The organism is Polaribacter sp. Hel_I_88, assembly GCF_000687935.1.
Classification (GTDB): Bacteria; Bacteroidota; Bacteroidia; order Flavobacteriales; family Flavobacteriaceae; genus Polaribacter.
In genome coordinates, this window is record NZ_JHZZ01000001.1 from 3,242,449 (window position 1) to 3,254,997 (window position 12,549).

Annotated in this window: 13 protein-coding genes; 5 read left to right on the plus strand and 8 right to left on the minus strand. The window is 29.2% G+C overall.

Going from position 1 to position 12,549, the window contains the following annotated elements; genetic code table 11:
• Positions 1-63: 63 nt before the first annotated feature.
• Positions 64-603, plus strand: coding sequence for a 1-acyl-sn-glycerol-3-phosphate acyltransferase (locus tag P161_RS0114340; RefSeq protein ID WP_026777614.1), 540 nt, complete (start codon positions 64-66; stop codon positions 601-603).
• Positions 604-758: 155 nt separating this feature from the next.
• Here P161_RS0114340 and pepT read toward each other — a convergent pair whose 3' ends face one another.
• The 3 genes from pepT to P161_RS0114355 form a co-directional block, all read right to left on the minus strand.
• Entirely contained in the window at positions 759-2,000 is a 1,242-nt protein-coding gene (pepT, locus tag P161_RS0114345; protein WP_026777615.1) for a peptidase T, read from the minus strand.
• A gap of 1 nt (position 2,001) precedes the next feature.
• A complete protein-coding gene (locus tag P161_RS0114350) occupies positions 2,002-2,565 on the minus strand; it encodes a hypothetical protein (protein ID WP_026777616.1) in 564 nt (187 codons plus the stop codon).
• 210 nt (positions 2,566-2,775) lie between these two features.
• The gene (locus tag P161_RS0114355) at positions 2,776-3,816 is read right to left on the minus strand and encodes an oxidoreductase (RefSeq protein ID WP_026777617.1); all 1,041 of its coding nucleotides are present in this window, start codon (positions 3,814-3,816) and stop codon (positions 2,776-2,778) included.
• Positions 3,817-4,035: 219 nt separating this feature from the next.
• Between P161_RS0114355 and P161_RS0114360 the strand changes: the two genes are divergently transcribed.
• Positions 4,036-5,004: a patatin family protein gene (locus P161_RS0114360; RefSeq protein WP_026777618.1), complete on the plus strand. Its 969-nt coding sequence runs from the start codon at positions 4,036-4,038 to the stop codon at positions 5,002-5,004.
• 272 nt (positions 5,005-5,276) lie between these two features.
• Here the strand turns inward: P161_RS0114360 and P161_RS0114365 are convergent, their stop codons facing one another.
• The 4 genes from P161_RS0114365 to P161_RS0114380 form a co-directional block, all read right to left on the minus strand.
• On the minus strand, positions 5,277-5,759 hold the full coding sequence (locus tag P161_RS0114365) for a GNAT family N-acetyltransferase (RefSeq protein ID WP_036841531.1): 483 nt from the start codon (positions 5,757-5,759) through the stop codon (positions 5,277-5,279).
• A 138-nt stretch (positions 5,760-5,897) separates the two neighbouring features.
• Positions 5,898-7,079 carry a DUF4105 domain-containing protein gene (locus P161_RS0114370; RefSeq protein ID WP_026777620.1) on the minus strand — a complete coding sequence of 394 codons (1,182 nt, stop codon included), beginning with the start codon at positions 7,077-7,079 and terminating at the stop codon, positions 5,898-5,900.
• A 5-nt stretch (positions 7,080-7,084) separates the two neighbouring features.
• Positions 7,085-8,155, minus strand: coding sequence for a PorV/PorQ family protein (locus P161_RS0114375; RefSeq protein WP_026777621.1), 1,071 nt, complete (start codon positions 8,153-8,155; stop codon positions 7,085-7,087).
• Positions 8,156-8,226: 71 nt separating this feature from the next.
• On the minus strand, positions 8,227-9,210 hold the full coding sequence (locus P161_RS0114380) for a YheT family hydrolase (protein WP_026777622.1): 984 nt from the start codon (positions 9,208-9,210) through the stop codon (positions 8,227-8,229).
• Between the two features lie 200 nt (positions 9,211-9,410).
• On the opposite strand from P161_RS0114380, the gene P161_RS0114385 reads away from it, so the two are divergent.
• Genes P161_RS0114385 through P161_RS0114395 form a run of 3 tightly spaced genes read left to right on the plus strand, consistent with a single transcriptional unit; the run spans position 9,411 to position 11,758 of the window.
• Positions 9,411-10,172 (plus strand): phosphatidylcholine/phosphatidylserine synthase, encoded by a 762-nt coding sequence (locus P161_RS0114385; protein WP_155810471.1) that lies wholly within the window; start codon positions 9,411-9,413, stop codon positions 10,170-10,172.
• 4 nt (positions 10,173-10,176) lie between these two features.
• On the plus strand, positions 10,177-11,397 hold the full coding sequence (locus tag P161_RS0114390; protein WP_026777624.1) for an ATP-binding protein: 1,221 nt from the start codon (positions 10,177-10,179) through the stop codon (positions 11,395-11,397).
• Positions 11,398-11,401: 4 nt separating this feature from the next.
• Complete coding sequence (locus P161_RS0114395) at positions 11,402-11,758, plus strand: VOC family protein (RefSeq protein ID WP_036841536.1); 357 nt, start codon at positions 11,402-11,404, stop codon at positions 11,756-11,758.
• Here P161_RS0114395 and lptB read toward each other — a convergent pair.
• A complete protein-coding gene (gene lptB / locus P161_RS0114400; protein WP_026777626.1) occupies positions 11,755-12,492 on the minus strand; it encodes an LPS export ABC transporter ATP-binding protein in 738 nt (245 codons plus the stop codon). The two genes, P161_RS0114395 and lptB, sit on opposite strands and share 4 nt — an antisense overlap.
• Positions 12,493-12,549 lie beyond the last annotated feature (57 nt).

The following is a 12,549-nucleotide window of genomic DNA, read 5'->3' on the forward strand; positions in this document are numbered from 1 at the left end:
CAATTCGATTATAAAGTCGTCAATAATTAAATGCTTAATTTTGTGTATCGATTAAAATAAGGAATGAAAAGATTTGCAAGTTTTATTTTATATAACATTTTAGGCTGGAGATTAGAGGGAGATTTTCCAAGAGAACCAAAAAAATACGTTGTTATTGCTGCTCCACATACAAGTTGGTTAGATTTTCCGATTTCAATTTTAGCTAGAATGAGCTCTGGAATTATGATAAATTTTATTGGAAAAAAATCACTTTTTAAATGGCCTTTTGGCTATTTCTTTAAAGCTTTGGGTGGCACTCCAGTAGATCGTAGCAAAAACAATAATTTGGTGGATGCTATTGTAGAAATTTTTCGTAAAAAGGAAGTCTTCAGATTGGCCTTATCTCCAGAAGGAACTCGCAAAAAAGTAACGGAATGGAAAACAGGGTTTTACTATATAGCAAAAGGCGCAAATGTACCTATTGTAATGGCTACTTTAGATTTCGAAAATAAAAAGTTAAAAATATCTGAACCTTATTACACCACCGAAAATAAAGAAAAAGATTTTGCTTTTATAAGGGGTTTTTACCTGAATGTAAAGGGGAAAAACCCTGAATTATCATAAAGCATTTTTTAAAATTATTTTTTTAAATTAAATTTGAATTCATGTTGTTTTACTATTCAATTTCGGGGGATTTTTATTAGTAAAAGCAACTTAATTGTATTTCATTGTACAATTTTAACACGAAATCTTCAAAAAGCAATTTTTGAAGATTTTTTTTATCGATATTTTATAGCAACTTTAGTTGCAATTCCTACAATTACTTCAGTCGCCTTAAGCATAGATTCTACAGGAACATATTCAAAACGTCCATGAAAATTATGGCCACCAGCAAATATATTAGGACAAGGCAATCCTTTGTAAGAAAGTTGAGAACCATCTGTACCACCTCTTATAGGTTTAATTAAAGGTTGTATGCCAACTTCTTTCATAACTTCTTCAACAATATTTACAATATGCATTACAGGAACTATTTTTTTCTTCATATTAAAATATTGATTTTTAATTTCTAAAGAAATCAATTCTTGCCCTAGTTCTTCATTCATATCAAAGGCAATCTTTTGCATTAAATACTTTCGTTTTTCAAAAATATCTAAATCATGATCTCTTATAATATATTCTAAAACAGTTTCTTCCACACTTCCTTTTACGTCATCTAAATGGAAAAAACCTTCATAACCTTCTGTTTTTTCGGGTACTTCTTCAGATGGAATTGCAGCAATATATTCGTTGGCAATTAAAATGGAATTAATCATTTTTCCTTTTGCATATCCTGGATGTACAATTTTACCTTTAATAGTAACTATGGCACTTGCTGCATTAAAATTTTCGTATTCTAATTCACCAATTTGGCTTCCATCCATAGTATACGCCCATGTTGCACCAAATTTTTCAACATCAAATAAATGTGCACCTTTGCCAACTTCTTCATCGGGTGTAAAACAAATTCTAATTTTTCCGTGTTTAATTTCTGGATGTTCAATTAGATATTCCATGGCAGAAACAATTTCTGTAATACCAGCTTTATCATCTGCACCTAAAAGCGTATTCCCATCTGTAGTAATTAAAGTTTGACCTTTATATTGTAATAAGTCATCAAAGTAATCTGGAGATAAAATGATGTTTTTTGCTGCATTTAAAATGATGTCTTTACCATCATAATTTTCAATAATTTGAGGGTTTACATTTTTACCTGTAAAATCTGGACTTGTATCCATATGCGCAATAAAACCAATTGTTGGCACCTCATACGTTAAATTACTAGGCAAAGTTGCCATAATGTAGCAATTTTGATCTAATTCAACATCTTGCATACCAATTTCAATCAATTCTTTCTCCAACACTTTAGCCAATTCCCATTGATTTTCCGAACTTGGAAAAGCAGGATTTTCAGGATTAGATTCTGTATCAATTGTTACATATTTTATAAAACGCGAAATTATGTGTTGTGTATCTATCATCTTAATTTTTTATTTTGATGTTTTCCATCAGTGAAAATGCTTTACAAAATCGTTGATTTACAATAGAATCTCCATAAACTTCGGTTTTTGCTAATATAAAGTTCGATTCGTTTACTTTGATAAAAGTATTAGAAACTTGATAATCGAATTTACCTTTTTTGCCTTTATAAACCATATAATAAGTTGGTTTTTCAAGAAATATAAGTTCTTTTAATTTTATTCTGATGAGCTCATTTGCTAAATTTTCTTGGTCTTGTTTCAGTAAAAAAACATCATCAAAATTTATTTTTTTGTTGATAAACGTTACATCTAATAAAACAGTTTCTGTCAATTGTTTTGTTGTATCTGCTGTAAAAATGGAAGATTGTATTTCATCTTGATATAAATTAATTTTCCAATCTTTTGGCAAATCAACAGAGAATAAATTTTTAACATCATCAACAGCTTCTAGATTATTAAAGGTTTTGGAATCACAATCAAATTCTTTACGAATTGTTGAGTTTTTATCACAAGAAATAAATAGGAGTGAAGCTATAAAAAGAATACTATAAATATATTTTGACACAGAGTACAGAGTTGATTTAATTATTAAAAGTAAAAAAAATAGACACTAATTTTACAAAGTACACTCAATTTTGACTTTTATTATATTTTGACACAGATTTTCACTGATGCTAAATTTTAAAAAATAATTACACGAATCAAAATTTTGTAAATTTATGAGATTTTTATCACAAAGATTTTTTCTCCTTTGGGGAAATTAAAAGGGGCTTTTTTAATTCAACACCATTTTCCCAATTTTCTCATTTCCACTTAACCAAGCTGTGTTTTTATCCACAAACTGAATGGCATAATAACTTTCATCAGAAACATCTGCCCAAGAAACCCCACCATCATTAGAGAAAGAAACACCAGTTTTACCTACTGCAAAAATCTCTTTTCCATTTGTGTTTGGCACATATTGTACACAACTTTTATAATTTGGGTTTTGATTGTTAGCCACTAAAGTCCAAGTTTTGCCACCATCTTTTGTTATTGCTTTGTTGGCTCTGTTTTCTAAAGGTTTAGAATAATCTCCTCCAATAATAATTCCGTTGTTTTTATCAGCAAAATCAATCGAATAAATTCCTTGAGGGCCATTTCCTTGAATAATTGGCGTTTCAAAAATTTCCCAAGTTTGACCAAAATCATCCGACTTCAAAACTCGTGCTTTTGTACCTCCAGAAGCAATCCAGACTGTGCTTCCTAAAGTTTTTATATTGGTATTACTTGCTGCAAAAAAAGCTTCACCTTCTTCGAATTTCGGTAAGTTTTCGCAAGCTAATTTGTCCCAAGTTTTGCCAGCATCCGTAGTTATTATAATGGATGCACAATTTTCTGTTGGGTCTCCAACTGCAATTCCATGCAAATTATCATCAAAAAAATGCATGGAATCATAAAACACTTTTTCATGTTCTTCTTTGTAAACCAATGTGTATCCAGTTATTGGAGTTTTATATAATAATGCTGGATTGCCAATACTTAAAACAAAAAACTCTTTATCATTAGTTGCTATGCTTCTAAAATTTGGAATCATTGAATCTTGGTACTTTATAGTCATTGGTAAAATAGATTTACCTTTAATGATATAACCAACTTTACCATTAGAGCCTGCATAAGCAACTTTGTTTTCATCCAAAGCAATAATGGCTCTGATGCTTGTGTCTTCCATTTTAAATTCTTCAATTTCAATTGAATCTATATTTCTTGGCACATATTCTTTAGTACAAGAAATTATCAAAAGGAAAACAAGAATTAATAGCGCTATTCTTTTCATTTTTAATATTTTTAACGAAAATAAAGTTTTTTTATAGATAATTACTTGAAACCAAATTGATATCTCTTTTTTATAAATTACGATTTAAAATAATCGTATTAAAAAACAAAAAACTGTATTTTTAAAAGCCCGTAAAAAAATGGGAAAAACAATTGATAAGGGAATCATAAAGAACTTTTTGTGGCGCTCTTTTTCGAATAAACAAATCATTTTTATTGAATGAAAAAAGCGTTGGTAATTTCTGGAGGAGGAAGCAAAGGAGCATTTGCAGGAGGTGTTGCTCAATATTTGATGAAAAAAGAGCACAAAGACTATGATTTATTTGTAGGCACTTCTACTGGTAGTTTAATGGTATCTCATTTGGCTTTAGGAATGTTAGATGATTTGAAAGAATTGTATACAAACGTAAATCAGAACACCATTTTTAGCAATAATCCTTTTCATGTAAAAGTGGTAGCTGGTGAAAAAGTGGTAAGTGTTAGGCATTTAAATACCTTATGGAATTTTTTAAACGGACGTAAAACTTTTGGCGAAAGTAAAAATTTACGAAAGTTAATTAAACAAAGAATAACCAAAGAAATGTATGCTAAAATTCAGGAAAGTAATAAAGAAGTTGTGGTTACAGTATCCAATTTAACAGCCAATCAAATTGAGTATAAATCTAGCAAAGACTGTACTTATGAGGATTTTGCAGATTGGATTTGGGGTTCTTGCAACTATGTACCTTTTATGAGTTTGTTAGAAAAAGATCACTGTCAATATGCAGATGGTGGATTTGGTTCTTTAGTGCCCATAAGAGAAGCAATTTTAAGAGGAGCCACAGAAATTGATGCCATTATTTTAGAAACTGAAGTAACACAATTAAACAGATTGCCTTCTAAAAATCCGTTTTCTTTGTTGTTTGATGTGTTCGATTTTATGTTAACACATGTTGAAAGGCATAATATTACCATTGGTAAATTAGCTGCCACCAACAAAAATGTGAAGTTAAATTTATATTATACACCCACAGTTTTAACCACAAATTCTTTAGTTTTTGATCAAAGATTAATGAGAAATTGGTGGAAATCTGGCTTTAAATATGCAAAATCTAAACAAGAAGAATTAATGAGCGAGTTTAGACCAGATGTGTTAACAGATCAAGAAATTGAGGAAGGTGTAGATGATGTTGAAGATATTAAGGTGTAGTTTTATTTGAAGCTATTTCCAGCTTTCAGCACTCGCTTTTTTTTATGCTGAATTTATTTCAATTACTTTTTATTTTAAAAAATAATTGGATTGTTTATAATAGATCTTGAATCGAGTTCAGCATAAAAAAAGAGCTCAAACAAGAGCCTGTCTTGAGCGTAGTCGAAAGGCTTCAATCTGGGCTAGACTTGTTTGCAAACTATTTTAATTACAGCTAACAATCTGAAATTTCAAAGAATTAAATTAATAGATAATTTAAAAATTATTTTCTACTAAAACTCTAGAAGCATCTTAATATTTGCTCTTTTGTAATGCACATCTTTTTCCACAGGAATTTCTTTAAACCCTATTTTCTGATACAAATTGATGGCAGTTTCTAAAGATCTGTGAGAATACAAAGTAATACTTTCCCATTGTTGCTTTTTTGCGAAATCAACACAAAACTCTAGTAATTTTCGTCCAATTTTTAAGCCTTGGTATTTTGGTGAAACAGCCATTTTACTCAATTCAAAAAACGTTTTTTGATTGATGAGCGCCACAACTCCAACAATTTCATGGTTATATTTTGCCATAAATATAAAACCACCAGGATTTAAAATATATGCTTCAGGATTGCTCAAAACTTTTTCATCATAAGGTTCTACATAAAAATACTTTTGTAACCAAGCAACATTTAAATCGTAGAAGTCTTTTTTGTATTGTACATCAAAAGGAATAATTGCTACTTTTGAAAGGTTGAAATCTGTATTTTCCATTATTTAGAAATCGCTTTGTTTTTTTAATTTATTTAGAATTGAAATTATTTACCTACGATTTTTACGCTTAATATTTAGTTGTGTTTCTAATTTCACGAAGCAGGCTTTTAGTCTGCAAATAATCTATAAGTGACTATATTAAATTGTTTTACCTTTTAAACTTATCGATAAAAACAGATACCTTACAAATAATAAAATCAGCAAAGGTACTATTGAGACTGGAAATAATTGAATTTCTAAAACCCATAAAATTGGTATTAAAATCAATAATAAGAGTAAAAAATTAAAGTAAAAATGCAACCACTTTTTAGGTTGATTTTTAAGAGCTAAAAACGCAACAACTAAATTCGGAGCAAAAGCCCACAGAAAATTAAAGTTGTTTGGAGTAGTGGAGTGGTTGGTAAAAAACCAAAGAAAAACTATTAAAACACCTAAAATTCCAGTCATTAATAATAAGGTGAAATCTAACCATTTGCTTCTCTTTTTATTCTTGAAATCTTTGTAGGTTATAAATAATCCAAATAAAGAAATAACGCTAAAAACCAATAAAGGGTTAAATATGGAAATCTTTTGTTCTAATTCTTTAAAATCTAATAAAACGTCTTCTCTTTTTACTAAACTATCTGGTTGATTTCTAACAGTTAAATTACTGTTTTTTAAAATAGTATGCACGTAATCAGGTAAATACATATAGTCTTTAAAATCTCTTTTTGTATCTAATTTGCTTCCTAAAGCCAAATTAATTCCAAAGCTTCCCCAAGTATTCCAATGGATTTCTTGATTCATTAATTGTCTAAAAGACTTGTTTTTTTCTATTGTACCAGCATTAAAATCAACTTTATTATCTAAAATATCACCTGTAATATCTCTTAATTTTGTAGCACAATTATTAAAGTAAGGATCGTAAAAATAAGTCGCATTTTCTGGCAAAGCATTTTTTTCTAAATAGATAAAATAAGCCTGTTTCTGCTCCTGATTTAAATTCAGCACTTGTTGTTTTACCCAACGTTTGTCTCTTTTATTGCTCGCTAAAAAGTACTTAAAATCGTATCTCGCTAATTTGTAAAGTAATTTTCCTTTGGTGAAATTTGAGTAAAAATTAGGCTGATCAAAATCGAACATTCCATAATTATAAATTAAATCTAAACCTAAAACAGGGTCTTTAATTCTGATGGCAGAATGCCCAAAAGCTTCATATAATTCTGTTCCAGGTCCTGCAGTAACAATGCTAACTTCTGAATACACAGAAAGTTGAACTTGTGCATGAGTGGGTTTTATCAACCCTAAAAAAAGAAGAAGAAATAAGTATTTTTTTTGCATTTTAGTTAAGGTCTAAAAAAACTATAATCGAATGTAATTGAAAAAATATTTGAAAATAAAGCATTCCCAACACTACCAATATTGGTTAAAGCATAATCTATTTGAATGCCTCTGTAATTAAAACCGACTCCAAAATTTGGTTGTGCAGATAAAGATTTACCATCATCAAACTCTGTGATATATTGAAAATTACCAACTCCTAAACGCAAATAAACCAATTGATCATAATCTAATTCAAAACCAACAGCTGGATCTATACTTGCAAATTCTGAAGAAAAAATATCATTAGATTGTTCAAAACGCACATTTAAATTTACCTCAGTTTGTAAGTTAAAATAACGCCCAACTCTAAAATCTTTGGCAACTCCTAATTGTAATTTTGGTTTGGTAATTTCTGTAGTTTCAGGCAATTCTTGATTTTGTCCAGGAATGGCATCTCTAATTTTTTCGAACTCTTCCTCGTTGATAGCCCAACTATTAAAAGTTGTGGTAATATCTCTAGCCATCAATCCAAATTTCCAATTATTTCTTTCAAATTGAATTCCTGCATCAAACCCAAAACCCCAAGAAGAGGCAAATTGACCAATAATTCTTCTTACAATTTTTGCGTTTACACCAAATTTAACATCTTTAAAAATTAAATTACGAGCATAAGCAACATTAAAAGCGTAATCTGCAGCAGAAAAAAGGCTAATTCTATTAAAATCGATATTACCATCGCTATCAATTAATTCTGTTGTGTTTAAAATATCATCGACTCCAAAACGAATTACAGAGATTCCTAAAGCACTTTCGGAATCAATTGGCATTGCAAAAGCAGCATGATTGTAATTGGCAATACCTGCAAAATAAGAAGCGTACATTAAAGAACCTTGATAATCTTCAATGCCCACTAAACCAGCAGGATTCCAGTAAATTGAATTTACATTATTCGTAGTTGCAACAACAGCTTTACTTCTTCCTAAAGCAGCAGCATCAACCCCAATATTTAAAAATTCGTTGGAATAATTTCTAAAAGCTTGCGCATTTAAAAAGAGTGGAAAAATGAATAAAACAACTAAAATTTTATTTTTCAATAGTGGTAAAATTTATCAATACAAATATCTTAAAACCTAGTAAAATAACTGTCGTTTTCTTTGGATATTGTTTACAAAATATCAATTTGAATATTTTCTTTGATAAAACGTGCAATTCTATGCTCTAACCATCTATTTTCATTTGGTTTAAAAGAGGTCATAAAGCCAACATGACCACCAAATTTTGTTTCTTCAAAAAAGAAAAATTCAGAGTTTTCTGCTTCATCAAAAGGAAAACATTCTTTAGATAAAAAAGTATCGTCTTTAGCATTAATCAGTAAGGTGGGTTTTGCTATTTTTGATAAATACGGTTTAGAACTTGCTTTTTCCCAATATTCTTCAGGACTTTTAAAACCAAAAACAGGAGCTGTATATAAATATTCTAAATGTTTAAATTTAGTTGCTTTAAACAATTTATCTTTATCTAGTTGATATTCTGGGAATTTATGTGCTTTTTCTAAAATCTTATTTTTCATCGTCTTAAAAAACATTTCCATATACAATTTGTTTTTTAATTTAGCCATTTCGACTTCAGCACTTCCAATATCAATAGGTACAGAAGTTGCAATTCCTCCTTTTATAATAGGTGAAATATTAGCTCCTTTTTCACCTAAATATTTCAAGGTTAAATTGCCACCTAAACTAAAACCGACAAGTATAATATTCTTATAAGTAAAGCTTTTTAAAAGATATTCAACCACAAAATCCACATCTTCGGTTTTTCCACTATGATAGGTAGCAAGTAACAAATTATCTTCACCAGAACAACCTCTTAAATTAAAACAAACAGTATCTAATCCCTTTTTATTCAAGTGATTAGTGCTTGATGCCATGTATTTAGATTCAGAACTACCTTCCAAACCATGAATCAGTAAAACCAGGGTTTCAGAACCCACAAAAGAAAAATCTAAATCCAGAAAATCATGATCCCAAGTTGTAATTCTTTCTCTTTTATAAGAAGCTTTATCCTTCATAAAAAGAGGTCTGTACATGGTGTTAAAATGACCATTTCTAAAAGGTATTGTAGGCAGAAAATCCGAAGTAAAAACAGGCATAATTTTGGTTGAAGTTGGTAGTTAGTAGTTTGAAGATGGAAATTAAATTATTTGAATAAATTTACAAGGATTCAAATTAATAAAATTTAAATTAATAAAAAAATTTCTAAATTTCTTTTGCAAATATGAAGAAATTTTAGCGATAAAGAAAAACTAACTAATTTCGTTTGCTTATTTTAGCTTTAAAATTGATAAAAAATATGATGATTAAAAAACATATTCCTAATTTATTAACGCTTGGAAATCTTTTTTGCGGAACTTTAGCTACTGTTTTTGCTGTTGAAGGAAAATTTACTGAAGTTGCTTTATTTGTAGTGATAGGAATTTTCTTTGACTTTTTAGATGGTTTTGTTGCGCGCTTATTAAAGGTTTCTGGAGATTTAGGCACACAGTTAGATTCTTTGGCTGATATGGTTACAAGTGGTGTTGTTCCAGGTATTGTAATGTTCAAATTGATTGATATAAATAATTCTCAATCAATTCTGTCTTTTGATTATCATACAGATGAAATGTCTACTGTTTCTATTTATGAAAATACTTTTCTTTTAATTTTTATAGGTTTTTTGTTAACCTTAGGAGCTTGTTACAGATTAGCAAAATTTAATTTAGATACAAGACAAACTGATTCCTTTATTGGTTTGCCAACACCAGCAATGTGTTTATTTGTAATTTCTTTGCCCTTAATACAAGAGTATTCTGAAGTAGAATTTGCTCAGAATTTAATCAGCAATAATTATTTTTTGATTGCAATCACTTTAGTTTTAACTTATTTAATGAATGCAGAATTGCCTTTGTTTTCTTTAAAATTTAAAGATGCTTCTTTTAAGAAAAATTGGATTATTTATTTATTTTTACTAATATCATTAGCGTTAATTTTGTTAATTAACTACTTATCGATTCCTATAATTATTACCTTGTATGTAGTTTTATCAATATTTAAAAATTTAACCCCCAAAATTTAAAAAAATGAAACCTGCAGATATTCCTGAAAATGAAGAGGAAAGATTAAAGCTTTTAGATTCCTACAAAATTCTAGATACTTTACCAGAAGAGGATTATGATGCCATTGCCAAAATAGCTTCAAGTATTTGCAATACTCCAATTGGCTTAATTTCTTTAATTGACAAGGAAAGACAATGGTTTAAATCTCATCATGGCATCAACGCAACAGAAACTCCAAGGAATCTTGCTTTTTGTGCTCATAGTATTTTAAATCCAGATGAATTATTTATCGTTAACGATGCTACAAAAGACGATCGTTTTTTTGATAATCCATTAACCACAGAAAAACCAAATGTTGTTTTTTATGCTGGTGCACCTTTAAATACAACAGAAGGGCATGCTCTAGGAACGCTTTGTGTGATTGATAATAAACCTAACAGTCTTAATGATTCTCAAAAGGAATCTTTAAAATTATTAGCCAATCAAATAGTGGGCTTGTTAGAATTAAGAAAAAAAAATGAAGAACTTAAAGCAGTAAATAATAAGGTAACCCAATTAAATGAACAGTTAAATACATTTGCATTTAGATTGACGCACGACTTAAAATCGCCAATAAGTGGAGTTAATTTTTTATTGAATGTTTTAAAAGAAGATCACAGTAATTTATTTGAAAATACAGCAGCAGAAAATTATATTAGCTTAATAACCAATAGAATGGGCTATATGAGCTCTTTAATTGATGAAATTTTAGAGTATTCAAGAGTAAACACAGAAAACATTGTTTATGAGGATTTTAATTTGGGAACAATTTTAAAAAGTATTTTAAATAATATAGATTTTGATGATAAAATAGCTTTAAACTCTAAAGATTTAGACATACAAATTAATAGTTCAAAAATCGGTTTTGTTCAAATTTTCCAGAATTTAATTTCAAATTCAAGAAAATTTTCTAATAAAGAAAAGGTTTTTATTGAGGTTGATTTTAAAAAGGACAAACAATTTTACAACTTTATTTATAGAGATAATGGTCCTGGTGTTGAAGAACATTATTGGGAGAAAGTTTTTAATATGTTTGAAACATTAGAAAACGGAAATAATGAAAATACAGGAATTGGATTGGCCACTGTTAAATCGATTATCGAAAGATTAGGAGGTAAAATATTTTTACAAAATAGAGAAGATGGAAAAGAAGGGGTTTGCTTTCATTTCTATATTTCTAAAAAAGATGTTTTAGATTCAAAATAAAACTATGTTTAAATCTATAAGAAGTTTTATCGGCGCAAAGGATTTTGAACAATCAAGTAATTTCTATAAAGATTTAGGTTTTTCCGAACTTCGCGTATCAGATAACATGTCTTTCTTTAAGATAGATGATCATCTAGGTTTTTATCTCCAAAAAGCGTATGTTAAAGATTGGGTTGATAATTCCATGCTCTTTTTAGAAGTGGAGGACATTGAGGCTTATTTATCAGAAATAAAAAATAAAAATCTTACAGAAAAATACAAGAATGTAAAATTGTCTGCTATTGTAGAGAATGATTGGGGTAGAGAATTCTTTTTACATGATCCTTCAGGAATACTTTGGCATATTGGTTGTTTCTACTAAAAAAATTTCCTTTTTTTCAATTCGAAATCTTTCCCTAAATATACTTTTCTTACCATTTCATCTGCAGCCAATTCTTCTGGAGTTCCCTCTTTTAAAATACTTCCATTGTACATTAAGTAGGTTTTATCTGTAATTGCCAAAGTTGCTTGTACATCATGATCCGTAATTAAAATACCAATATTTTTGTTTTTTAATTGTGCCACAATACTTTGTATATCTTCCACAGCAATTGGATCTACACCTGCAAAAGGCTCATCTAACAAAATAAAATTTGGGTCAGAAGCTAAACAACGAGCAATTTCTGTTCTTCGCCTTTCTCCTCCAGACAATAAATCTCCTCTGTTTTTACGAACATGACCAATATTAAACTCTTCAATTAAAGACTCTAATTTTATTTTTTGCTCTTTTTTAGACAAACCTGTAAATTGTAACACAGACATTATATTATCTTCCACAGATAACTTTCTAAAAACAGATGCTTCTTGCGCTAAATATCCAATCCCTTTTTGTGCACGTTTGTACATGGCATCATTGGTAATTTCTGTATCATTCAAGAAAATTTTACCTTGGTTAGGTTTTACCATTCCAACAATCATATAAAAAGAAGTTGTTTTTCCAGCGCCATTTGGCCCTAAAAGTCCAATAATTTCTCCTTGCTGAACTTCTAAAGAAATACCTTGAACTACTTTTCTAGAACCGTAAATTTTCTCGATATTCTCTGCTCTTAAAATCATGTTTTTCTGGATGTGTAATTGCTTAATTGTGGAAACGTTTAATTGTTGGTTTTGTGT